The organism is Citrobacter sp. JGM124 (genome assembly GCF_018257795.1).
GTDB lineage: Bacteria > Pseudomonadota > Gammaproteobacteria > Enterobacterales > Enterobacteriaceae > JGM124.
Genome location: NZ_JAERJD010000008.1, coordinates 100,156 through 122,653 on the forward strand (window position 1 = coordinate 100,156; position 22,498 = coordinate 122,653).

The following is a 22,498-nucleotide window of genomic DNA, read 5'->3' on the forward strand; positions in this document are numbered from 1 at the left end:
ATCACTACAGCACTGTGCATTGTTCACGACCGAACCACACCAAATCTTCAACTTTTACCGCTATTCCGCCACGCTGAGCAAAAGGCTCTATCGCCCATGCTCCCCACATGGGGGTATGATTATTGGCATCGATGAAACCATGAGTGTAAGCCTCACCAGCGGTGAGGGAATGGCCGATATTTCCCAGCAGGTCCAGCAAAGTAAAGCCTTGTTGCACCAGTAAGTTATGGCAAAACTTAAACAGTTCACTGGCGGTAATGCCTGGCCGACAATAGGCAAGTGTCTGTTGATGAATCTGCTGTAAATCCGCGAGTGCTTGATCTGCCTCAGGGTAGTGGCCCAGCACCTTGCTGCGTGTACAGTCCCCCCAGAAGCCCTCTGGAGTGATGGGGTGCACATCAATAATCAACACATCCTGGGCTGCCGCGATGAATTTGCCTGGCCCATGAGTGGGGAAGCAGGTGTGTGCATTTTTCCCGAGCCCAACGGTGGTAATCGTCCACAGGCCTGCAGCCCCATTTTGAAGCAAATAATCGTGCACAACGGTTTCAATGGCGATTTCACTTATCCCTGTCATGGCCGCAGCCAGCCCGGCTTCGGCTGCGTTTTTTGCCAATGTTTGTACCTGGTACAAACCAGCAGGGGCATGTGGTGCAATATCAGGCCCCGGGCGATAGGACCACGCCGGGCGCAGTGCGATGGAGTGAGACATAGGCCTGACCTCTCTTAAGGCTGATACTGATTAGTAAAATATTGATCGGCAGGTAGTGTGTTTTTCACCATATTCTGTGCACTTACCGCATTCAGCAGGGCGTTCCAGTTGTCGATATCCAGTTTTAATGACTGATTATCAACCGGGGAGAGCAACGGGATAGTGTCTTGCCATTGCTGAGTGATATAAACCGGGTCATAGGCTTTGCTGTAAGCATCAGAGAAGGCTTGAATTCCTTCATCTGGATGCTCAACGGCATAAGCGATACTTTTTTGTGTGGCGCGCAGGAACGCTTTAGCCAGTTGTGGGTTCTTTTCCAGCCAGGATTGATTACCGGCGAACATCAGGATAGGAATGTCAGGCACACCATGTGCTACCGCAGATAAAAACTCGGGCTTCTGTTTGCCCATGGTGACCATTTCTGTACCTTCAGCAGTGGTGATGCCGGTAATGGCATCCACGCGTTTTTGCAGTAATAACGGAACGGTATCATCGGCGGCCGTCACCATATTCACATCATTCAGTGTCAGGCCTTCACTTTGTAGCATCATTGCCAATTGGGCCTTGGTCCAGGCATCATTGTAGATACCTATTGTTTTGCCCTTGAGTTCTGCCACGGTATAGGGCTTACCTTCGTTACTGAAAATCCCCCAGTTATTCCCCTTACTGTAACGGCCGATTGCAGTGACGGGGGCACCTTGTTCTTTGGCAAAAATAATGTCCATCGGTGTGGTAAAGGCGACATCTGCGCGGCCGGTTCCCAGGAATTTCATGGTATCGGCTACCGTGGGCGGTGCAACGATATCTAAATCAATCCCTTCTTGAGCATAAAAACCCTTTTCTTTACCCAGTATCCAGGGGATCCAAAAACCATCCGCCACAGGCCACTCTTGTATGAATGTCACCTTGGTCAAAGGTGGGTTCTGGGCAGCCATTGCAGGGACACTGCCTGCAATCATATTGGCTGCCATTAAGGCGATACCACTCAATAAAATGATTTTTTTCATGTTATTTCCCCTGGTGTTGGTTGTTGAATAATCATGCAGATGATTTTATATTGAATCGGTTCAATGTTTGATGTCAATTATATTTTATAAAAAATTATATATTGATTTATAAAACAAAATTATCAAATAATCATAAATGAACCGGTTCAATTATAACGAATGCTTATGCGAAAAAATGGTGCATTACTGCACTAAAATGATCCATTGAAGGAGGGGGCGTTATCATGACGAAAAAGAAAGTGTTATTAGTGGGAGAAACTTGGGTAAGTTCTGCGACTCATTACAAAGGGTTTGATCAGTTTGGGAGCGTAACCTTTCATTCTGGCGCTAAGGCGATGATTGCAGCATTGGAGGGGAGTGATTTTGTATTGACGCATTTGCCAGCACATCAGGCAGCGGAAGATCTTCCCTTTACCAAAGAGGACCTTAACGAGTATGACGTCATATTATTGTCCGATATTGGCGCTAATACACTATTGCTGCACCCGGATGTCTGGTTACACAGCAAAACAGTGCCTAACCGCCTGAACGTTCTACGTGACTGGACTGCTGAAGGCGGAGCTTTGGCAATGTTCGGTGGCTATTTTAGTTTCCAGGGTATTGATGGTAAGGCTCGCTGGCACCGCACCGCGGTGGAGCAAGCCTTACCCGTACATTGCCTGCCTTTTGATGATCGCATCGAAGTTCCCGAAGGTTTTCATCCACAGATTGTTGCCGGGCAGTCAAGTCATCCCATTCTGGATGGAATCACCGGCCCATGGCCCTATTTGCTGGGCGCAAATGAAGTGATCGTGAAAGAAGGGGCCACAGTACTCGCCAGGTTACCAGCCGAGCAGGGCGGGTACCCGCTTCTGGTGACAGGACGGTATCAAAAAGGGCGAACCCTGGTCTGGACATCGGACATTAGCCCACACTGGTTGCCCCAAAGTTTCATTGACTGGCCGGGATACAAGCAGTTGCTGATCAATATGCTGAATTGGTTAACGGCCCGATAGCGATTTATTTTGACAACTCATGAGGAGGTCATTTCATGATATTAGCTCATCCCGAAGCACCTGTGGTGGTTGCCTGCATTCAAATGGAGCCTGTTTTTAGTGCAGTAAAACAGAATGTTGCTACCAGTATTCAATTAATTGAACAGGCCGCGGCACAGGGGGCAACACTCATGGTCTTGCCCGAGCTTTGCAATAGTGGTTATGTCTTTGCCGATCGCGCTGAAGCCTGGGAGTTGGCTGAGGAAATCCCTGAAGGGACAAGCACCCAAGCCTGGCTTGCTTGTGCACAGCGCCTGGGGATTTATCTGGTGGCAGGGATCACCGAGCGAGAAGGGCACGATTTGTACAATAGCGCGGTGATTTTGGGGCCAGAAGGCTTCATAGGCCGCTATCGTAAAGTGCACCTATGGGGGGATGAAGGATTATTTTTCACCCCAGGTAACTTGGGATTCCCTGTTTTTAAAACGGCTATTGGAACGCTGGGATGCCATATCTGCTATGACTCCTGGTTCCCGGAAAGCTTCCGCCTGGCCGCTTTACAGGGGGCTGAAATTATTTGTATTCCTACCAATTGGGTGCCTATCCCGGGGCAAGACCCAAAACGGGAAGCGATGGCTAATATTCTGCTAATGGCGGCGGCACACAGCAATTCCGTATTTGTGGCAGCGGCAAACCGGGTGGGAACTGAGCGTGGACAGCCTTTTATTGGTCAAAGCGTGGTGGTGAGTTATACCGGCTGGCCGGTATCGGGCCCCGCCAGTGCCGACGATCCACAAACCCTACTGGCAGAGTTAAATCTGGCCGATGCACGTCGTCATCGCTGTTGGAATGATTTTAACCAGGTACTTAAAGATCGCCGCAGTGATGTGTATGACCACATGCTGGGCAGCGGTATTCAGGCTGGGCACTACTGACTGGTCATGACGACGGCAACAGCGTGCATAGACTGTTGCCGTAACGCTAATACCAAGTGCTAGCGCGCGGGGGGCAGGCAAACACCAATACCACCCAGGCCACAATAGCCGTCAGGATTTTTGTATAAATACTGCTGATGATCGTCTTCTGCATAGTAAAACGTACTGGCAGGCGTAATTTCAGTGGTGACCTGCCGGGTATCACCAGATGCGTTCATCGCCGCCTGGAAACGTTCAAGGCTGGTACGTGCCTGAGTATCCTGCTCCGGGGTGAGTGGATAGATGGCGGAACGATATTGTGTCCCGATATCTCCGCCCTGACGCATACCCTGTGCTGGGTCATGATTTTCCCAGAATATTTGCAGCAGTTTATCAAAGCTCACTACGTTGGGATCATAAACTACCCTGACGACTTCCGCATGACCCGTCTGCCCAGTGCAGACTTCCCGATAGCCTGGATTAGGCGTATAACCGCCAGAATAGCCCGCTGCGGTGCTGTAAACTCCAGGCGTCTCCCAGAATAAGCGCTCTACTCCCCAGAAACATCCCATCCCAAAAAGAGCAATTTCCATGTTATCTGGTACATTTGTCATAGAATGGCCGTTTACAGCATGAATTGGGGCAACGGGCATGGGAATATTCCGACCAGGAAGGGCATCCCCCTGTGGAATGGATTGCGTTTTTTCAAACAAAGGCATCGATCTGTGTCTCCACTGTTATGGAATGCGTCATGTAGGGTTGCCATAATGAGAATAATGGCTGACGATACACCCGGATACTAAGACTATATAAGAAATGTTGAGGCGAGTACGCTATTTTTAACGTCTATGCTATGGGGTGATTAGTCTACCCAATAGCATGAATGTTTCCGTCCAGGGGAAAAAGATATTCAGGAGAAAATGTGCCAGCAATCCGCATATTATGTATTACCAGTCTCTGCATGATGAGTGCCTGGGCAACTGCAGCAAATATTCGATTACAGGTTGAAGGGCTGAGTGGCGAACTACAAAAAAACGTAAGGGCTCAACTTTCTACGATTCAAAGTGATGAAGTGACCCCGGATTTACGGTTTCAGGCTCGCGTAGATGATGCAATTCGTGAAGGTCTGAAAGCGCTGGGATATTTTGAGCCCACCATTAACTTCACCCTGCAGCCACCACCAGTAGGTAAAGGCCGCCAGGTTTTGCTGGCTGATGTTTCCCCTGGGGAACCGATACGCATTGGCGGCACCGATGTGGTATTACGCGGCGGCGCACGCACTGACGAACAGTACCTTGAATTACTCAAACAACAGCCAAAAATTGGTACTGTGCTTAATCAGGGCGAGTATGACAGCTTTAAAAGTCAGCTCAGTAGCCTGGCCATGAGAGATGGCTATTTCGACAGTGAGTTTCTAAAAAGTCAGCTTGGCGTCTCACTGGCAAAGCATCAGGCATTCTGGGATATCGACTTTGATAGTGGGCCACGCTACCGTTTTGGTAAAGTGACCTTTGAAGGTTCACAAATTCGTGATGATTACCTGCAAAGCCTGGTCCCTTTCAAAGAGGGGGACCCTTACCAGGCGAGTTCATTAGCAGAACTGAATCGGCGTTTATCTGCAACGGGCTGGTTCAACTCGGTTGTGGTTGCCCCGGAATTTAATAAATCCCGGGAAACGAAAGTGCTGCCGATGGAGGGGGTTGTCACACCACGAACGCAGAACTCAGTCGAGCTCGGCGGGGGGTATGCTACTGACGTCGGGCCACGCCTTAAAGCCTCATGGAAAAAGCCATGGGTGAATGAATACGGTCAAAGCCTGAGCGTCAGCACGACGGTATCTGCCCCGGAACAAACGCTGGATTTTAGCTATAAAATTCCACTTCTGAAAAATCCAATCGAGCAGTATTACCTGGCGCAGGGCGGCTTTAAACGAACAGATTTGAATGATACCCGCTCCGATTCCACCACCGCAGTGCTTTCCCGTTACTGGGATTTATCCAGTGGCTGGCAGCGTAACATTAACCTGCGCTGGAGCCTTGACCACTTTACTCAGGCTGATATTACCAATACCACCATGTTGCTTTATCCGGGGGTTAATCTCAGTCGTACCCGTTCTCGTGGGGGCCTGATGCCTGTGTGGGGGGACTCACAACGTTATTCTATCGATGTCTCAAATACCACCTGGGGCTCTGATGTTGACTTCGGTATTTTCCAGGCACAGAACGTCTGGATACGTACCCTGAAAGAGAAAAATCGCTTTGTGGTACGTGGCAATATCGGCTGGATAGAGACCGGTGACTTTAACCGTGTCCCACCAGATCTGCGTTTTTTTGCCGGTGGCGATCGCAGTATTCGTGGGTATAAGTACAAATCAATTTCACCCCGTGACAGTAATGGGAAGCTGACTGGTGCATCAAGAATGGTCACGGGATCACTGGAATATCAATATAACGTCACCGGGAAATGGTGGGGGGCGGTGTTTGTTGACAGTGGTGAAGCAGTGAACGATTTCACGAAAGATGATTTCAAGACAGGGGCTGGCGTTGGCGTCCGCTGGCAATCGCCGGTCGGTCCAATTAAGTTAGATTTTGCGGTGCCAGTTGCAGATAAAAATGAGCATGGTTTACAGTTTTACATTGGTTTGGGGCCTGAGCTATGAGTCGCTGGAAAAAGATAAGCCTCGCGGTATTGACAGTCTGTTTAGTCTTTGTGGCGATATCAGGGTTCCTGGTCGCGACGACTCCGGGTTTGCACATATTATTTAATGCCGCCAATCGTTGGGTCCCGGGATTAAACATCACCAGTGTTGAAGGTGGATGGCGTGACCTGACCTTAACAGATGTCAGTTACCAACAACCGGGAGTGGATGTTAAAGCAGGTACTCTGCATCTTGCTCTCGATCCAGGCTGCCTGTTACACAGTAGCCTGTGTGTGAATAATTTTTCACTGGCTAATGTTGACGTCATTATTGATACCAGCAAAATGCCACCTTCAGCACCCGTGCAAAAAGAAGATACTGGGCCACTGAATCTTTCAACACCCTATCCACTGACTCTCAGCCATGTCGGGCTGCAAAATATTCATGTCAGTATTGATGGTACTTCTGTCGCAGTGACTGATTTTTCATCCGGGTTACAATGGCAGAATATTGACCTGACCCTGCTACCTACTCAGTTGCAAGGGCTGCAGATCGTACTGCCCAAAACCGTTACTAAAGAACCCGACCCCGTAGAAGAAAAACAGCCTGCAGGGGAAGCCCCCCCTTTAGGTGAAACGCTTAACAAGCTGTTTGCTGAACCCATTTTGCCCGCAGTGGCGAATGTCCATTTGCCCGTTAACTTGGATATCCAGAAATTTGTTGCCAGTGAGCTGCACTTAAAGGGGGACACGGACCTGACGGTTCACTCATTGTTGCTCAAAGCCAGCAGTATTAATGGTGATATCAAGCTCGATACCCTGGCGGTCGATTCCTCACAAGGGAAAATTGACGCCAGGGGTAGTGCCAGACTTGAAGACAACTGGCCGGTCAGCCTGCAATTAGCAAGTACGTTAAATATGGCACCTGTCAGTGGGGAACAAGTTAAGCTACAGGTGAGTGGGGCTCTGCGCGAAACACTGGATATTGATCTGGCACTATCCGGGCCGGTTGATGCGCGGCTGAAAGCACAAACTCAGTTGGCAGAGGTGGGATTACCTCTCAATCTTGCCATTGACAGTCAGCAGTTATACTGGCCATTGAGTGGAGACAAAGCCTATCAGGCGAATGATTTCAAATTCCGTTTTAACGGTAAAATAAGCAACTACAAGCTGTCATTAAAAAGTGACCTGAAAGGTGAGTCGTTACCCCCTGCGACTCTGTTTCTTGATGGCCAGGGCAACCTGGAACAATTTAATATTGATAAGTTACGTCTTGCCGCTTTACAGGGAAATACCGAACTGACGGGTATCCTTGACTGGGCTAAGGCTATTAGCTGGCGTGCAGATCTGAAGCTTACAGGTATCAATACAGGGAAACAATTCCCTGAATGGCCAGCAAAACTTGACGGTAATGTGAAAACTAGCGGCAGCCTTTATGGAGGAAGCTGGCAGGTTGATATTCCCGAGCTGAAAATTGTGGGCAACGTTAAAGAAAATAAAGTTAACGTTCAGGGACAGGTTCGTGGCAATAACTATATGCAGTGGAATATTCCAGGGCTGCACTTACAGTTGGGCCGTAACCTGATTGATGTCAAAGGGGAGTTTGGCCAGGAAACGTTAAACCTGGATACGGTTATCAATGCCCCCGGTCTGGATAATGTGTTGCCCGGGCTGGGTGGGATGATTAAAGGCATGATCAACATTCGCGGCAAGGTGGATGCACCACAATTGTTGGCGGATATCAATGGCAGTAACCTTCGTTTCCAGACATTCTCCGTTGCCCGCATTGGGCTGAAAGGGGATATCACATCCCATGATGTGATAGGTGGCAAGCTGGACTTGCGAATGGAACGGATTGCGTTGCCAGATATTAAATTCTCGCAGGTTACTCTGGGTATCAACGGTGATGAGAAGAGTCATCAGCTACAGCTACGTGTGCAAGGTGATCCTTTTTCCGGCCGGCTGACGCTGGCAGGTGATTTTGACAGGCAGCAAGAACGCTGGACGGGCAAGCTCAGTGACACGCATTTTGAGACGCCTGTTGGTCCCTGGAACCTGAATCGGGCCATGGCGCTTGATTTCAGTAATCAGACACAACAAGTGGATATTGGCCCCCATTGCTGGGTTAATCCTGATGCCGAGCTTTGTATACCGGAAACGATTGAGGTGGGTAAAAAAGGTCATGCCGCCATCAATCTTAACCGTTTTGACTTGTCCATGCTCAAACCCTTTATGCCACCAGAAACACAGGCCAGCGGTCGGTTTACTGGCAAGGTCAATGCAAGCTGGGATAGTGAAAGCGGTCACCTGCCTGAGGGGGCGGTGACGCTTACTGGACAGGGGGTTAAAGTTGTACAAAATGTTAATGGACAGTCACTTCCTGTGGCTTTTGATACCTTAAACATTAATGCGGATCTGAAAAATAACCTGGCACAGGCTGGCTGGTTAATCCGGCTGGCAAAGAATGGACAGTTTGATGGGCAAGTAAAAATCAGTGATCCTCAGGGCAAACGTAACCTGGGGGGGAATGTCAATATTCGGGGCATCTCACTGGATATTATCAATGCCATTTTTACCCGAGGTGAAAAAGCACAAGGCATACTCAATGCAGATTTGCGTCTGGGAGGGAACCTTCAGCAACCTCAGCTATTTGGGCAGTTGCAGTTAAACAGCCTGAATATTGCGGGTAACTTTATGCCTTTTGAAATGCAACCGAGCCAGGTTGCTGTTCAGTTTAATGGCATGAGTTCGCTGCTGCAGGGCACATTGCGTACCCGACAAGGGCAGATTGTCCTGAATGGTGAGGCTGACTGGGCTCGTATTGATAACTGGTATGCGCGCATTGCTGCGAAAGGGGATAAAGTTCGTATCACTGTTCCACCCATGGCACGACTGGATGTTTCGCCGGATGTGGAGTTCATTGCAACCCCGAGTGCATTTACCCTGAATGGCAGTGTTGATATTCCCTGGGCGCGTATTACCGTTCATTCTCTACCAGAAAGCGCGGTAGGTGTTTCCAGTGATCTGGTGATGTTAAATGAAAATCAGCAACCCATAGCACCCAAGTCGACATCGATTCCTGTCAATAGTAATCTGATGATTAATATTGGTAATAATGTCAAGTTAGATGCTTTTGGATTAAAGGCGAGCTTAACCGGGAAGCTTGCTGTTACACAGGACAAACAAGGTCTCGGCCTGAATGGGCAGATACAGATCCCTCAGGGGCGTTTCAGTGCCTATGGGCAGGATCTTATGGTGCGTAAAGGTGAGTTATTATTCTCCGGCCCGCCAGAACAGCCCTATGTTAATATAGAAGCGATTCGTAACCCGGATGCAACCGAGAATAATGTTATTGCCGGTGTACGGGTTATGGGACTTGCCCCTGAACCGAAAGTGGAAATCTTCTCAGACCCGGTAATGTCACAACAAGAGGTCCTCTCATATCTGTTACGTGGACAGGGCTTAAATAGCTCTGGCGGTGATGGAGATGTGATGACCTCGATGTTAGTGGGGCTGGGGGTTGCACAAAGTGGTCAAATTGTGGGTAAAATCGGTGAGACATTCGGTGTCAGTAATCTGACGCTGGATACCGCAGGGGTAGGTGACTCTTCTCAGGTGGTGGTCAGTGGCTATGTACTGCCGGGTCTACAGGTGAAGTATGGCGTAGGTATTTTTGATTCTTTAGCGACGTTAACCTTGCGCTATCGCTTAATGCCTAAGTTATATCTGGAAGCGGTGTCTGGTATTGATCAGGCGCTAGATCTGCTCTATCAGTTTGAGTTTTAGCAATGCGAATATTTGTCTACGGTAGTTTACGACGCAAGCAAGGCAACAGCCATTGGATGACTAATGCTCAATGGATGGGCGCACATACGGAAGATAACCTGGTATTATACAGCCTTGGGCATTACCCTGGTGCTGTACCCGGTGATGGCAGCGTTATAGGGGAAGTCTACCGAATTGACGCATCAACATTGGCGGAGCTGGATGCGCTTCGCACTCAGGGCGGAGAATACAAGCGCCAGTTGATTCAAACGCCTTACGGAAGTGCATGGATGTACGTCTATCAGCGCCCGATTGAAGGGCTTACCAAAATAGAGAGTGGTAACTGGCTTGATAGGGACAAGGAGTGATGTGGTTACGCTGGGCGTGAGTGCAGCATAGTCGCGTGCAGTTAAAAATAAAACGACAAGGGAGGAAAACCGTGTTTTCCTCCCTTGTTAGCCACCTTAAACACCGCCAATGGCGGTGTTTGTTTTTATACGGTATGCATTATTTTTTAGCGGCACGCTCGAAAGAAGCGATAATTTCAGCTTTAGCAGCTTCAGCATTATCCCAGCCATCAACTTTAACCCATTTGCCTTTTTCGAGATCTTTATAATGCTCGAAGAAGTGAGTGATCTGTGCTTTCAGCAACTCAGGTAGATCGTTCACATCATTGATGTGATCGTACTCTTTGCTCAGTTTGCTATGAGGGACTGCAACCAGTTTAGCATCTTCACCTGACTCATCAGTCATTTTCAGAACACCAACTGGACGGCAGCGGATAACACTACCTGGCTCTAATGGGTATGGAGTTGGAACCAGGACATCTACCGGATCACCATCCAGAGACAGGGTATGGTTGATATAACCATAGTTGCAAGGATAGAACATGGCACTGGACATAAAACGGTCAACAAACAGCGCGCCACTGTCTTTGTCTACTTCGTATTTGATCGGATCAGCATTGGCAGGGATTTCAATAACAACATAGATATCTTCCGGCAGGTCTTTGCCAGCAGGAACATTGAGTAAGCTCATGTTTGTTTCCTTTAATCAGCTCTATTTCACGTGTCGGCTATTATAGCCAACTGGACTTAAATGTCTTTTGCTCTTTTATCTGCTGTTTTATGAAAAAGGGAGCACCGCAGCGATTATCTTTCTGACTTAGATATATTTAATTAATATTAACCTTTTTTTAACAAAAGGTTAGCGGTGTAAAGAAAGCAAGTTGTCTAAATATTATTCTTTGGGTGCCGATAATCATTCAACGTCTTATATTAGCTATTGTGAGCTCAGGATCTCAGCATGTTGAAGAATTTGTCTATTCGCACCGGGTTGCTTTCGCTGTTAGCTGTGATGGCCCTGCTGCTGTTGGTTGTTAGCTGCTTAGGTATTTATGCCTTGCAACATAGTTCCGCTTCCCTCGAGCGAATGAATCAGTTGCAAAATGGACAGATGGCAAGACTTAACGAAGGGTATATTTCTTTACTCCGTGCACGTAATGAGGCCGGGCAAGCGGTACGTCAGATGGAAATCGGCTTACTGGATGATGCAAAAAATTCAGTAAAAAATATCGATCTTGGCATTATGCATGCGCGTCAGGAAATGACTGAGTCTATCCAGGACGAATCAGAAAAAGGAAATGAAACAGGCCAGCAGCTGCTCACCAGTTTGGTTCAGGATTATCATACTTATATGGCAGAGGGTATTGAACCTATGCTCAGTGCCCTGGAAAAACGGGATGTTGATGGCTATTACGATGTACTGGAAAACCATCTGACGCCACGGGGTAAAAAGTTTGATGATGCGGTACAAACTTTCCTGCGTTGGGGAGAAGAACGTGGTAGCCATGAAGTCGCAGCGATCCAGTGGCAGAAGAATATTGTTCTGGGGCTCATTATTTTTGCCGCTGCCATTGCGGTTCTGGTGATTTTTCTTGGCTGGCTGGCACTGGGGCATTTGCTGCTTAAACCACTCAATAATGCGATCAGTCAGCTCGAGTTTGTGGCACATGGCGATTTGACGCAATGCTTACCAGCGGCCGGAAATAATGAATTTGGTCGTCTTACGGGAGCCATTACTCGGATGCGTGATTCGCTGGTGGATTCTATTCGTCGGGTTCGTGATGCTACCGCACAGATTGATATTGGGAGTCATGAACTGGCATTAGGTAATCAAAATTTATCAAGTCGTACGGAGTCGACAGCCTCATCTCTTGAGCAGACTGCCGCCAGCATGGAACAAATCACAGCCACAGTACGACAAAATGCGAGTAATGCGGAACAGGCGCATAGCATGGCCAATGTCGTATCAGATACTGCCGATAAAGGCAGCGAAATGGTATGTTATGTTATTGAAAAAATGCGTGATATCTCTGCCAGTTCCGAGAGCATTGCTGATATTTTAGGGGTTATTGACAGTATCGCCTTCCAGACTAACATTCTGGCACTGAATGCTTCGATTGAAGCGGCAAGGGCCGGGGAGCAAGGTCGGGGATTTGCCGTGGTTGCCAGTGAAGTTCGTACGCTGGCGAGTCGCAGTGCCGATGCAGCGAAAGAAATTCGTACCTTGATCACTCGCTCCCAAACTCATGTGGATGAAGGGCATCAGCTTGCCAATAAAGCAGGCGAAACGATGGATAACATCGCTGAAGAGATCATGCGTATGACTAAGCTGGTACGGGAAATCTCCCTGGCCTCTCATGAACAAAGTAGTGGTATTGAACAGGTCAGTATTGCGGTAAGCCAAATGGATGAAGCGGCACAGCAAAACGCCGCCATGGTTGAAGAGTCAGCGGCAGCAACCCGCTCTTTGGAAGAACAATCACAGCAACTGGTAACGGCGATAGCCTCGTTTCGCTGTTAAAGGCGATAAAGAAGGAAAAGAAACATTCTTCCTTCTTGATTGGCAAGCTGAGGGTGGCTATTCAGGGCCACCCTTTTTTAAGCATTATGCGTCTGGATAGGTACGAATAAAGCGTTCAACATCCTCGACCATTTGCTGCGTACCAACAAAAAATGAGCGGCGTTGATGAAGTTCAGTCGGAATGATATCCAGAATACGCTCTTTACCATCGCTGGCCTTGCCACCGGCTTGCTCTGCCAGAAATGCCATTGGATTGCCTTCATATAGCAAGCGCAGCTTACCCTGTGGGTGACTGGCAGTACTTGGATAAAGATAGATCCCGCCTTTCAGCAGATTACGGTGGAAGTCAGCGACCAGGGAGCCAATATACCGGGAAGTATAAGGGCGCAGAGTTGCTGCATCTTCTTCCTGGCAATATTTGATGTACTTTTTCACGCCTACCGGAAACTTAATATAGTTACCTTCATTGATAGAATACGTATTCCCTTGGGCAGGGAAACGCATGCGCTCCTGACACAAACAGAAAACGCCCAGGGAAGGATCATAAGTAAAGGCATGCACCCCACAGCCGGTGGTGTACACCAGCATGGTTGAGGAACCATATACCACATAACCTGCAGCAACCTGTTTGTTACCAGGCTGTAGGAAGTCATCTTTGGTTACTGGTGCCCCGACAGGGGAAATACGGCGATAGATGGAGAAGATAGTCCCGACGGAAACGTTTACATCGATGTTAGAAGAACCGTCCAGTGGGTCCATTAACACCACATATTTTGCGTTTTCACAGCCGTCAAAGGCAACAAAATCATCTTCTTCTTCGGAAGCAATGCCGGCGACGATTCCGCGCGCTTTCAGTGCGGCCTTAAGTTTTTCATTAGCAAACAAGTCCAGTTTTTGTTGCTCTTCACCCTGAATGTTTTCAGCTCCACTGGCACCCAAAATATCAACCAGACCGGCTTTGTTAATATCCCGGTGGATTATTTTGGCACCCAGTTTTATTGCCGACAGTAAAGCAGTAAGTTCACCGGTAGCATGTGGAAACTCATTCTGCTTTTCGACAATAAATTCACCTAACGTTTTCATGTCTTTTTTCCTGGATAGGGATGTTGGTTAATTCATATAAAACAATCTTAACAAAATTTAAAAACATTATGCTTGGGTTAATCGCGTCAGCAAAACAACTAATCTCCAGAAATGCGTTTCTTACCACCCAACCATGCGGTTAGAATATACACCAAATTGAGAAAAGGTTTTTTTATGCACATTCATATCTTAGGGATTTGTGGCACGTTTATGGGGGGACTGGCGTTACTGGCCCGTTCACTCGGTCATGAGGTGACGGGTTCTGATGCTAATGTTTACCCGCCGATGAGCACCTTGCTTGAAAAACAAGGGATCACTCTGGTAGAGGGTTACGATGCAGCTCAACTCGCTCCTAAACCTGATTTAGTCATAATCGGTAATGTGATGACGCGCGGTAATCCCTGTGTTGAAGCCGTGTTAGAACAAAACATTCCCTTTATGTCTGGCCCCCAGTGGTTGCACGATTTCGTCCTGCGTGACCGTTGGGTGCTTGCCGTTGCAGGGACGCATGGTAAAACAACGACGGCAGGGATGGTTGCCTGGATACTTGAGGCTTGTGGTTATCAGCCTGGTTTCATTATTGGTGGTGTTCCTGGCAATTTTTCCGTTTCGGCACGTTTAGGTGAGAGTGATTTTTTTGTTATCGAAGCGGATGAGTATGACTGCGCATTTTTCGATAAGCGCTCAAAATTTGTTCACTACTGCCCACGCACACTGATCCTCAATAATCTTGAGTTTGACCATGCTGATATCTTTGATGATCTAAAAGCAGTACAAAAACAGTTCCACCATTTGGTCCGTATTGTTCCTGGCTCAGGCCGCATTATTTGGCCTGAAAGTGACAATAACCTTAAGCAGACATTGGCGATGGGCTGCTGGAGTGAGCAAGAGCTGGTAGGGGAAGAGCAAGGCCACTGGCGAGCTGAAAAACTGACTACTGATGCATCCTCATGGCGTGTCTTCCTTGATGGGGAAGCGGTGGGGGAAGTTAACTGGCAATTGGTTGGTGAGCACAACATGCATAATGGCCTGATGGCTATTGCTGCAGCGCGCCATGTGGGGATCACTCCTTCGGCAGCTGCAACGGTACTCGGCCAGTTTATTAATGCCCGGCGTCGCCTGGAATTACGTGGTGAAGCATATCAGGTTGCCGTATATGATGATTTTGCCCACCATCCAACAGCTATTTTAGCCACACTTGCCGCTTTACGTAGCAAAGTGGGTGGGACTGCTCGTATTCTGGCGGTGCTGGAACCTCGTTCTAACACCATGAAAATGGGTGTCAGTAAAGATGATTTGGGACCATCACTGGGTAGGGCTGACGAAGTTTTTATTCTGCAACCCCAGAATATTCCGTGGCAGGTAGTTGATATTGTTGATGCCTGCGTACAGCCCGCTCACTGGAGCGCTGATATTGATACCCTGGTCGACATGATTGTAAAAACGGCCCAGCCGGGTGATACCATCCTGGTCATGAGTAATGGTGGGTTTGGCGGTATTCATCAAAAATTGCTGGATGCTCTGGCACATAAAGAAGAACAGCAAAAACGGGATAACGCGTGAGTCGCTGAGTGATGTAGCCTGTTATCAGCGGTATCAATACAAACAAAAAAGGAGCAATTATGCTCCTTTTTTGTTGTTACCAGGTTAAGCGAGAGATTACCCGGTAATCAGCGATATGAAGGCAAACTTACCAGTTTTTCTTCAACAGACGGTCGATGCTGATAGCACCTGGCCCCATCAGCGCCAGCAGTAAGTATCCACCCGCGATTGTCATGTTTTTCATAAACATAATTGAGTTCACACCCTCAGCAAAATTGCTGTGGAACAGGAATGCGGTCAGTAAAGTGAACACAGCGGTAATGATTGCTGTCGTACGGGTCAGAAAACCGAACAGAATAGCCAGGCCGCCACCAAATTCAAGCAGAATAACCAGCGGTAACATTGCCCCAGGAACCCCCATGGCGTCCATGTATTGCTGAGTGCCTGCGTAACCAGTAATTTTTCCCCAGCCTGCGGTAATGAACAGAATTGGCATTAAAATACGGGCAACAAGTACGCCAACATTCTCTAATTTTTTCATTTTGCTCTCCAACGATATTTTTTCTGGTTTAATACGGCGAGGCTTAATCTGTCTTGGATTCAGCACATAATTGGCGGTTGCCGTCGATGGAGTGGAGAATAAAGCGGATGATGAATAATTGTTAGCAAGGAAAATTGTCAAACTTGTTCAAATATATTGCGTTAAGTACCAAGGGATAAAAAAATGCCGCTTCATCAGCGGCATTTTCAGCGGTTAAAGAACAGTTTATTCAGACTGGTGCGCATCACTCGCCATGTGCTCCAGAGGCTTAGTCCTCGTTTTGCAAGAGGGACTATTCTACCCGGGCGACGAATATTCCATATCGCCAGCATACCTCCCGCTACGACAAAATAACGGCGCAGGCTAACCAGTACACCCCATCCACGATCGTAGGGTGCGGTAACCTCTAACCAGTCCTGTTTTGCCATAGAAAGATCAATTCGCTGTTGTTGCACCTGTATGAGCAATGCTGCTTTACGCTGGTCACGTTCCGTATCGCTCATGATTTATCCTCTTCCAGAAAAGTTCTGTCATTGGCTAATTCATTACGGGTGTGGTGAAGCAAGGTAGACTGGCGAGATTTTTTGAGTGTCCATAATCCACATATGAGTGCACAAATCAGTAGCGCAAGCGTGGTACCAATCATGACATGCAGCCGATACTGAGCATCAACAACCCAGATCACTAACACCATCAGACTCATTAACCCAAAAGCTAAAAACAACATTGTCAAACCCAGCATCAATAGCAGCTGGATAAGGTTAGCCTTCTCTTCTTCAAGCTCGACTACCGCCAGGCGAAGGCGGGTCTCAACCATCCCGACAATAATGGTGATCAGTCGTTGGCCTGTGCCGAGCAAACTTTTGCCCGGCCCAGGATTTGAACGAGAACTATCCATATCAGCGGCGGGCGAGCAGGATACCCAGCACCACACCAACGGCGGCACCGATACCTACGCCAGTCCATGGGTTTTCACGTACATAGTTATCTGCTTTAGCCGCGGCTTCACGGGTTTGATGACTGATTGCATCACCCGCATTACTGAGACGAGCACGGCTTTCACGGAGTGCCTGCTCTGCTCTGTTACGTAGTTTGTCCAGCTCGCCCTTGGATTTTTCGGTTGAGGTATCCAGGACGTCTTCAAGAGTATCCGCAAGGGATTTAAGCTCAGCGCGCAAATGTTCTGATGTATAATCTTTAGACATAATTCTCTCCAGTATAGTTGAGGATGACTTTTAAGATTCAATGGCCTTTACGGTTAATATTTCCGTTCTTCCAGTGATTTCAGTTCAGACTCTGCTTTTGCAAGTTTCTTCTCGCGTTTCGCGATTTTATCAGCATCACCTTTCAGGCGGGTTTTGTCGAGGTCACGTTGACGTTCGGCAATTTCTGCTTTCTGTTTGGTGATTTTTTCCTGATGCTCAGCAATAAGCTGACTGTCAGTGCAATGGGCCTTCACCTCACTCAGCGCTTTTTTTAAACCTTCAACCCGGTGTGAGTTGTTGTGCTGTTCTGCGTAGTTGATTTCACTTTGGATGCTTTGCTCTTTTTCGCCACAGAGGGAACTGGCTTGTGCTGTGGGTACTAAGATAAAAAGTGCTAAAGCGAGTGTAGTAATGTGTTTCATAGAAGTAACCATCCAGTAGTTAACGAGACACAAAGCTTTACTGAGCGAGAACTTATTGGCGTAACGGCATGAAAAAAGCAGTTAACTTCTAAGTAAAGCTTTTACAGCATAGCCATTAATTGACTAAATCCCAAGCTGTGTTGATAAAATTCAGATTCATTGAAGTTAAACGATCACACGTGTTTGCTGACCCGCAATATAGATAGCCACGTCAGGGCATCCTGGTTATTACTATCCCGCTGATCAATAACATACCCTCCAGGCAAGGCACGATTGAGCACTTCTTTTGCTGCTTCACTCTGTGCGCTGGATGCAAAGGTAATAAGTAAGTTATTGTTCTGTGGTGTAATACTTTTGAATCTAATACCGTTAGCATCCAGATGATGCCAGACATAAAAGCCATCCGGCAGGCTGTTGCCCTGCCGGGCGACGCGAATCTCTATTGTCGTCTCTTTAGCAGGCATACCTGACCATAAGGCTATGGATGCAAGCGCTATCACGCCGAAGAATAATGCCGTCCGAAGATGGCATGAAAAGAGTTTCATCATGTACCTCTAACTACGTGAGCTGCGTTTTTTACGCCAGAGCACTATGAGTGATCCAACCAAACCAATGACAAGCAGGACTACTGGTAACAGCATCAGACATGACATCAGGGCATCTTCATATTTCATAAAGATGGGCGTGTTTCCCAGTAGATATCCCAGTGTAGTCAAAATCAGGATCCACAGCAGGCCACTCATCCAATTAAAAAATTGGAAACGTGTGTTACTCAAACCTGATAAGCCAGCAATGGTGGGTAGCAATGTACGAACAAAGGCGATAAAACGAGCGATCAGTAGCGCGGACAAACCATGCTTATGAAATAGCTGATGGGCTCGCTGATGATACCGAGGCGGGAGATGTGACAGCCAATTTTGTACCGTCCGGGAATTGCCCAGCCATCGTCCCTGGATATAACTTAGCCAACAGCCCAGACTGGCAGCCACAGTCAATAAAACAACCGTTTCAGTGAAGCCCATCGCCCCTTTTGCAATCAACACTCCGACCAGGATTAACAGACTATCACCTGGTAAAAATGCGGCTGGAAGCAGTCCATTTTCCAAAAAAATAATCATAAACAGGACGAAATAAAGCATGCCAATCATTGAGGGGTTGGCAAGCGTTTCAAAATCCTGGCTCCAGAGAGCGTTAAGCAATTGCGTCAGTAGTTCCATTCAGTGTTCCTGGCACTTCGTTTGGCGGCCGCCGAATACAAACGGATGAGTAGAGTGCAGTACTATTTTTTATATTTATTAATGACAACCCACTAGCTGAACCTATTGGTCAAAGCGATAGCTGGCAAGAAACCTCCCAGACAGTCCTTTCAGTGGTGGAATTGCGTCTAATTGTAACAAAACTCCATGCAGTACGTCACAGAATTTGCGTTTACTATTAAGTGATTTTGCTTATTCGGGGGAGTGCTGGCGAGGGTATTTACACACGCTGACACTACTCCTTGTTTGCTTACCCACTACCTGAAAAATGACTTTTTTTGACCATTCGTCATGCTATTCATATGAACCTGCTGATTCCCAGGAAATCACGGACAGTTAATTCGATGCATAGCCCCAAATTTATCTGCGAATGTGCGGTATTTAATATAACGTAAGATGGTCGTTTCATAAAACTTAGTCATATGAAAATCAATAAGTTGATTAGACAGTTTTATCGGTATTTGAAAAATATATTAAAGGAGTTAACGAAATTGTCTGGGTTATTATCTTGACGATGATAAAAGTACTAATATGTTCACGTTTTACGGTTTTGTTTAACAGGTTAACTATTTTATCTACTCATTATAGATTACTGGCCGTTTGATACAGCCAGTAATCTCTATTATAGCGAGTTCAGGCACGGCTGCGTGAAGCAGCCATGAGTAAGAATGGCTACTTGCTTCCCTCTTTACGAGCCGTCTGGTGGTTAACCCAGGTATTGATAATTAATGTCAGAGCCAGAATTCCACCTACGACCCCCAGTGATACCCCAATAGGAATATGGATGAAGTCCATAATCAGCATCTTCACACCAATAAATACCAGTATGACGGAGAGGCCATATTTCAGCATTGGGAAGCGTTCCGCAACACCTGCCAGTAAGAAATACATGGCCCTCAGACCCAGAATGGCAAACAGGTTAGATGTCAGTACGATGAAGGGATCGGTTGTCACCGCAAAAATAGCCGGAATACTGTCGAGTGCAAAGATGACATCACTCAATTCAACCAAAATCAGAACCAGCAGCAACGGAGTGGCATATAACACCCCGGATTTACGGGTAAAAAAGTGCTCTGATTCGATTTTATCGGTCATTCTGAGGCGACTCTGCAACCAGCGAACTAACGGTTTGTCACCAATGGCGGTATCATCTTCTTTTGCAAACGCCATTTTCAGACCGGTGAAGAGTAAAAATGCGCCAAAAATATAGAGTAGCCATTCAAATTCAGTAATTAGCCAGCTACCGCCAAAAATCATGATGGTGCGCAACACAATGGCACCCAGCACACCATAAACGAGTACTCTGCGTTGCAACGCCGGTGGCACTGAGAAGTAGCTGAAAAGCATTAACCAGACGAACACGTTATCCACAGCCAGGGCTTTTTCAATCAGATAACCGGTAAGAAAAGCGAGGGCTTGTGTGTCGGCGACACTACGTCCCTGGTTTTCCTTCAGGTACCACCATAGTGCCAGGTTAAAAAGCAGTGATAACGAGACCCATGTCAGAGACCAGACGGCAGCCTGTTTCATTGACATGGTGTGTACGCCACGGCGGTTCTGTAAAAACAGATCTATTGCCAGCATGATGGCAACGACGAGAGCGAAACCGCTCCATAGCAATGGAGTGCCAACACTATTCATAACTTACTTATTCCTTAAAACAAAAAACGGCCATCGTCAGAAGACGCCAGCCGCTTTCATTTGCAACAGGGAATACCGCCTTCCGGCAAGGTCTCACTTACAACGCTCAACACGTTGCCCGGCAACCGGATGCTTATACGCATCGTAATGACGATTAACCGGCAATGAAGTTACTCCCCTTTGCGAGAGACAAAATAAGACTAAGTATGTATTGGGTCAATATTTTGTTTCTGTTTTATTTAAATTTTACACTCTCAGGCCTGTGCAGTTTCGTCGGCAGGAAATTTTACGCCAGTTTGCTGGCGAATCTCTGTCGACAAGGCAGAAGTGATGCGAGATATTTTTAACGCTGGATGTTCAATGTGCTTATTTTCTATTAGACAGGCAAAGGCCTCTGCTTCATACAGCATGGTATTAATATGCTGAGGCTGGCTGAGATTTTGTGGTTTTTCACCACGAGGAATAAAGGTAACGCTCTGGCATTCAGACAACTTCTCGATGACCAGGGAACCTGCTTCACCTTGAATTTCACTCGCCAGTACGGAGTCGCTGACTTTAGAGTGTAGCAGCGTAACGTCAAAGTCACCGTAATGCAGTAATACCGAACCATGGGCATCGACGCCACTCTCTAGTAATGAAGCGCTGGCCTTTACTGTCGCAGGTTCTCCCCACAAGGTGGCGGCGGAAGCCAGAACATAAAAACCGATATCCATGATTGATCCATTTGAAAACAGAGGGTTAAAGGTATTCGGGTGTTCTCCGTCAAGATAACGCTGATAACGAGAAGAGTACTGGCAATAATTCAGTGTGGCCTTACGAATTTTACCTATCTTCGGTAACGCCTGTTGCAGGGCAATAAAGTTTGGCAAACTGGCCGTTTTAAAGGCCTCAAAAAGTACTACCTGATTTTCCCGGGCACAGGCAATCACTTCTTCTGCTTCCCGTAGGTTTGAGGCCAGTGGTTTTTCACAAATCACATGCTTTTTATGGCGCAGGAACAGCATGCTCTGTTGCGCATGGAGTGAATTCGGGCTGGCAATATAGACCGCATCAATCGCATCGCTGGCGGCCATCTCTGCAAGGGAGGTGAACAGGTGCTCTACAGGATAATCACTGGCAAATGCCTGGGCCTGCTCCAGGGTCCGAGAGTAAACGGCATTAAGTTTGTACTTGCCAGTTTCATGAGCAGCATCCACAAACTGGCGGGTTATCCAGTTCGTGCCAACGACAGCGAAACGTATCATAGACTGGGATATTCTCCATAAAGTTGAAAGTAGCGGGTCATCAGGCCGTGTCAGGTAATGATAACTGAGTGAGCCAAAGACGGGTATCAAACTCTAGCTGGTGATATTGTGGTTCCATATGACAACATAATGAGTAAAACGCTTTGTTGTGATCTTTCTCTTTCAGATGGGCAAGTTCATGCACCACAATCATCCGTAGGAATGCTTCCGGAGCCTGACGGAAAATGGTCGCAACACGGATTTCTGCTTTGGCCTTTAGTTTATTACCCTGAACCCTTGAAAGGGCCGTATGCAAACCAAGCGCGTTATTCAGAACATGTATTTTACTATCAAAAATAACTTTATTAATGGGTGATGCATTACGCAAAAACTGGTTTTTCAAGGTTTGAGTGTACTGATAAAGTGCTTTATCGGTCGTGATGTCATGGTACTGTGGGTAGCGCTTTTCCAGCACTTTGCCGAGACGCTCTTCGGCAATCAGTATGCGAACCTGTGCCAGTAAACTTTCAGGGTATCCATTCAAATAAATTAATTCGCTCATGCTTTTCTCAGACTAAAGGGGAAAAAAGGGTATACTCTCGCCCCCATTCCGGGGAGATACCATCCGTCATACTTCAAATTATTGCCAGGGTATTGCCTGTCATATGCTCACCGACCATAGGTTTTCCTGTGTAATTGGTGGTATTGCGT

The 22,498-nt window shown here is 47.3% G+C and carries 22 protein-coding genes; 7 read left to right on the forward strand and 15 right to left on the reverse strand.

Features of this window, described 5'->3' with window-relative positions:
- Window positions 1–4: 4 nt before the first annotated feature.
- Both JK154_RS12495 and JK154_RS12500 read right to left on the reverse strand, forming a co-directional pair.
- Window positions 5–712 (reverse strand): M24 family metallopeptidase, encoded by a 708-nt coding sequence (locus JK154_RS12495; protein WP_211992876.1) that lies wholly within the window; start codon window positions 710–712, stop codon window positions 5–7.
- 14 nt (window positions 713–726) lie between these two features.
- Window positions 727–1,719, reverse strand: a complete 993-nt coding sequence (locus JK154_RS12500) for an ABC transporter substrate-binding protein (RefSeq protein ID WP_211992877.1) — start codon at window positions 1,717–1,719, stop codon at window positions 727–729.
- A 224-nt stretch (window positions 1,720–1,943) separates the two neighbouring features.
- On the opposite strand from JK154_RS12500, the gene JK154_RS12505 reads away from it, so the two are divergent.
- Entirely contained in the window at window positions 1,944–2,714 is a 771-nt protein-coding gene (locus JK154_RS12505) for a glutamine amidotransferase (RefSeq protein WP_211992878.1), read from the forward strand.
- Between the two features lie 35 nt (window positions 2,715–2,749).
- Window positions 2,750–3,628: a nitrilase family protein gene (locus JK154_RS12510; RefSeq protein WP_211992879.1), complete on the forward strand. Its 879-nt coding sequence runs from the start codon at window positions 2,750–2,752 to the stop codon at window positions 3,626–3,628.
- Between the two features lie 59 nt (window positions 3,629–3,687).
- On the opposite strand, the gene msrA is transcribed toward JK154_RS12510, so the two are convergent.
- Entirely contained in the window at window positions 3,688–4,326 is a 639-nt protein-coding gene (gene msrA / locus JK154_RS12515) for a peptide-methionine (S)-S-oxide reductase MsrA (RefSeq protein WP_211992880.1), read from the reverse strand.
- A 242-nt stretch (window positions 4,327–4,568) separates the two neighbouring features.
- Here msrA and JK154_RS12520 point away from each other — a divergent pair, with 242 nt between their 5' ends.
- Genes JK154_RS12520 through JK154_RS12530 form a run of 3 tightly spaced genes read left to right on the forward strand, consistent with a single transcriptional unit; the run spans window position 4,569 to window position 10,377 of the window.
- On the forward strand, window positions 4,569–6,266 hold the full coding sequence (locus tag JK154_RS12520; protein ID WP_211993041.1) for an autotransporter assembly complex family protein: 1,698 nt from the start codon (window positions 4,569–4,571) through the stop codon (window positions 6,264–6,266).
- On the forward strand, window positions 6,263–10,030 hold the full coding sequence (locus JK154_RS12525; RefSeq protein WP_211992881.1) for a translocation/assembly module TamB domain-containing protein: 3,768 nt from the start codon (window positions 6,263–6,265) through the stop codon (window positions 10,028–10,030). Before JK154_RS12520 ends, JK154_RS12525 begins: the two co-directional genes overlap by 4 nt.
- A 2-nt stretch (window positions 10,031–10,032) precedes the next feature.
- The gene (locus JK154_RS12530) at window positions 10,033–10,377 is read left to right on the forward strand and encodes a gamma-glutamylcyclotransferase (RefSeq protein ID WP_211992882.1); all 345 of its coding nucleotides are present in this window, start codon (window positions 10,033–10,035) and stop codon (window positions 10,375–10,377) included.
- A gap of 139 nt (window positions 10,378–10,516) precedes the next feature.
- Here the strand turns inward: JK154_RS12530 and ppa are convergent, their stop codons facing one another.
- Window positions 10,517–11,047 carry an inorganic diphosphatase gene (gene ppa / locus JK154_RS12535; RefSeq protein ID WP_211992883.1) on the reverse strand — a complete coding sequence of 177 codons (531 nt, stop codon included), beginning with the start codon at window positions 11,045–11,047 and terminating at the stop codon, window positions 10,517–10,519.
- A gap of 267 nt (window positions 11,048–11,314) precedes the next feature.
- On the opposite strand from ppa, the gene JK154_RS12540 reads away from it, so the two are divergent.
- Window positions 11,315–12,874, forward strand: a complete 1,560-nt coding sequence (locus JK154_RS12540; protein WP_211992884.1) for a methyl-accepting chemotaxis protein — start codon at window positions 11,315–11,317, stop codon at window positions 12,872–12,874.
- An 84-nt stretch (window positions 12,875–12,958) separates the two neighbouring features.
- Here the strand turns inward: JK154_RS12540 and fbp are convergent, their stop codons facing one another.
- Window positions 12,959–13,957 carry a class 1 fructose-bisphosphatase gene (fbp, locus tag JK154_RS12545; protein ID WP_211992885.1) on the reverse strand — a complete coding sequence of 333 codons (999 nt, stop codon included), beginning with the start codon at window positions 13,955–13,957 and terminating at the stop codon, window positions 12,959–12,961.
- A gap of 174 nt (window positions 13,958–14,131) precedes the next feature.
- Here fbp and mpl point away from each other — a divergent pair, with 174 nt between their 5' ends.
- A complete protein-coding gene (gene mpl, locus JK154_RS12550) occupies window positions 14,132–15,520 on the forward strand; it encodes a UDP-N-acetylmuramate:L-alanyl-gamma-D-glutamyl-meso-diaminopimelate ligase (RefSeq protein ID WP_211992886.1) in 1,389 nt (462 codons plus the stop codon).
- Between the two features lie 127 nt (window positions 15,521–15,647).
- On the opposite strand, the gene JK154_RS12555 is transcribed toward mpl, so the two are convergent.
- The 10 genes from JK154_RS12555 to JK154_RS12600 form a co-directional block, all read right to left on the reverse strand.
- Window positions 15,648–16,040, reverse strand: coding sequence for a DoxX family protein (locus JK154_RS12555; protein WP_211992887.1), 393 nt, complete (start codon window positions 16,038–16,040; stop codon window positions 15,648–15,650).
- 206 nt (window positions 16,041–16,246) lie between these two features.
- Window positions 16,247–16,543 (reverse strand): YqjK-like family protein, encoded by a 297-nt coding sequence (locus tag JK154_RS12560; RefSeq protein ID WP_211992888.1) that lies wholly within the window; start codon window positions 16,541–16,543, stop codon window positions 16,247–16,249.
- Window positions 16,540–16,938 (reverse strand): phage holin family protein, encoded by a 399-nt coding sequence (locus tag JK154_RS12565; RefSeq protein ID WP_211992889.1) that lies wholly within the window; start codon window positions 16,936–16,938, stop codon window positions 16,540–16,542. Before JK154_RS12565 ends, JK154_RS12560 begins: the two co-directional genes overlap by 4 nt.
- A gap of 1 nt (window position 16,939) precedes the next feature.
- The gene (locus JK154_RS12570) at window positions 16,940–17,245 is read right to left on the reverse strand and encodes a YqjD family protein (RefSeq protein ID WP_211992890.1); all 306 of its coding nucleotides are present in this window, start codon (window positions 17,243–17,245) and stop codon (window positions 16,940–16,942) included.
- A 53-nt stretch (window positions 17,246–17,298) separates the two neighbouring features.
- Window positions 17,299–17,667 (reverse strand): DUF1090 domain-containing protein, encoded by a 369-nt coding sequence (locus JK154_RS12575; RefSeq protein ID WP_211992891.1) that lies wholly within the window; start codon window positions 17,665–17,667, stop codon window positions 17,299–17,301.
- Between the two features lie 173 nt (window positions 17,668–17,840).
- Window positions 17,841–18,212: an EnvZ/OmpR regulon moderator MzrA gene (gene mzrA / locus JK154_RS12580; RefSeq protein ID WP_211993042.1), complete on the reverse strand. Its 372-nt coding sequence runs from the start codon at window positions 18,210–18,212 to the stop codon at window positions 17,841–17,843.
- Window positions 18,213–18,221: 9 nt separating this feature from the next.
- The gene (gene yqjA / locus JK154_RS12585; protein WP_211992892.1) at window positions 18,222–18,884 is read right to left on the reverse strand and encodes a DedA family general envelope maintenance protein YqjA; all 663 of its coding nucleotides are present in this window, start codon (window positions 18,882–18,884) and stop codon (window positions 18,222–18,224) included.
- Window positions 18,885–19,595: 711 nt separating this feature from the next.
- Window positions 19,596–20,564, reverse strand: a complete 969-nt coding sequence (locus JK154_RS12590) for a TerC family protein (RefSeq protein WP_211992893.1) — start codon at window positions 20,562–20,564, stop codon at window positions 19,596–19,598.
- Between the two features lie 254 nt (window positions 20,565–20,818).
- Complete coding sequence (locus JK154_RS12595; RefSeq protein WP_211992894.1) at window positions 20,819–21,808, reverse strand: Gfo/Idh/MocA family oxidoreductase; 990 nt, start codon at window positions 21,806–21,808, stop codon at window positions 20,819–20,821.
- Window positions 21,809–21,848: 40 nt separating this feature from the next.
- A complete protein-coding gene (locus tag JK154_RS12600; protein WP_211992895.1) occupies window positions 21,849–22,349 on the reverse strand; it encodes a M48 family metallopeptidase in 501 nt (166 codons plus the stop codon).
- Between the last annotated feature and the right edge of the window lie 149 nt (window positions 22,350–22,498).

Excerpts from the sequence above, each read along its gene's own strand:
- JK154_RS12495 (WP_211992876.1), bottom strand. The coding sequence starts at position 712 with ATGTCTCACTCCATCGCACTGCGCCCGGCGTGGTCCTATCGCCCGGGG.
- JK154_RS12500 (WP_211992877.1), bottom strand. The coding sequence starts at position 1,719 with ATGAAAAAAATCATTTTATTGAGTGGTATCGCCTTAATGGCAGCCAAT.
- JK154_RS12505 (WP_211992878.1), top strand. The coding sequence starts at position 1,944 with ATGACGAAAAAGAAAGTGTTATTAGTGGGAGAAACTTGGGTAAGTTCT.
- JK154_RS12510 (WP_211992879.1), top strand. The coding sequence starts at position 2,750 with ATGATATTAGCTCATCCCGAAGCACCTGTGGTGGTTGCCTGCATTCAA.
- msrA (WP_211992880.1), bottom strand. The coding sequence starts at position 4,326 with ATGCCTTTGTTTGAAAAAACGCAATCCATTCCACAGGGGGATGCCCTT.
- JK154_RS12520 (WP_211993041.1), top strand. The coding sequence starts at position 4,569 with ATGATGAGTGCCTGGGCAACTGCAGCAAATATTCGATTACAGGTTGAA.
- JK154_RS12525 (WP_211992881.1), top strand. The coding sequence starts at position 6,263 with ATGAGTCGCTGGAAAAAGATAAGCCTCGCGGTATTGACAGTCTGTTTA.
- JK154_RS12530 (WP_211992882.1), top strand. The coding sequence starts at position 10,033 with ATGCGAATATTTGTCTACGGTAGTTTACGACGCAAGCAAGGCAACAGC.
- ppa (WP_211992883.1), bottom strand. The coding sequence starts at position 11,047 with ATGAGCTTACTCAATGTTCCTGCTGGCAAAGACCTGCCGGAAGATATC.
- JK154_RS12540 (WP_211992884.1), top strand. The coding sequence starts at position 11,315 with ATGTTGAAGAATTTGTCTATTCGCACCGGGTTGCTTTCGCTGTTAGCT.
- fbp (WP_211992885.1), bottom strand. The coding sequence starts at position 13,957 with ATGAAAACGTTAGGTGAATTTATTGTCGAAAAGCAGAATGAGTTTCCA.
- mpl (WP_211992886.1), top strand. The coding sequence starts at position 14,132 with ATGCACATTCATATCTTAGGGATTTGTGGCACGTTTATGGGGGGACTG.
- JK154_RS12555 (WP_211992887.1), bottom strand. The coding sequence starts at position 16,040 with ATGAAAAAATTAGAGAATGTTGGCGTACTTGTTGCCCGTATTTTAATG.
- JK154_RS12560 (WP_211992888.1), bottom strand. The coding sequence starts at position 16,543 with ATGAGCGATACGGAACGTGACCAGCGTAAAGCAGCATTGCTCATACAG.
- JK154_RS12565 (WP_211992889.1), bottom strand. The coding sequence starts at position 16,938 with ATGGATAGTTCTCGTTCAAATCCTGGGCCGGGCAAAAGTTTGCTCGGC.
- JK154_RS12570 (WP_211992890.1), bottom strand. The coding sequence starts at position 17,245 with ATGTCTAAAGATTATACATCAGAACATTTGCGCGCTGAGCTTAAATCC.
- JK154_RS12575 (WP_211992891.1), bottom strand. The coding sequence starts at position 17,667 with ATGAAACACATTACTACACTCGCTTTAGCACTTTTTATCTTAGTACCC.
- mzrA (WP_211993042.1), bottom strand. The coding sequence starts at position 18,212 with ATGAAACTCTTTTCATGCCATCTTCGGACGGCATTATTCTTCGGCGTG.
- yqjA (WP_211992892.1), bottom strand. The coding sequence starts at position 18,884 with ATGGAACTACTGACGCAATTGCTTAACGCTCTCTGGAGCCAGGATTTT.
- JK154_RS12590 (WP_211992893.1), bottom strand. The coding sequence starts at position 20,564 with ATGAATAGTGTTGGCACTCCATTGCTATGGAGCGGTTTCGCTCTCGTC.
- JK154_RS12595 (WP_211992894.1), bottom strand. The coding sequence starts at position 21,808 with ATGATACGTTTCGCTGTCGTTGGCACGAACTGGATAACCCGCCAGTTT.
- JK154_RS12600 (WP_211992895.1), bottom strand. The coding sequence starts at position 22,349 with ATGAGCGAATTAATTTATTTGAATGGATACCCTGAAAGTTTACTGGCA.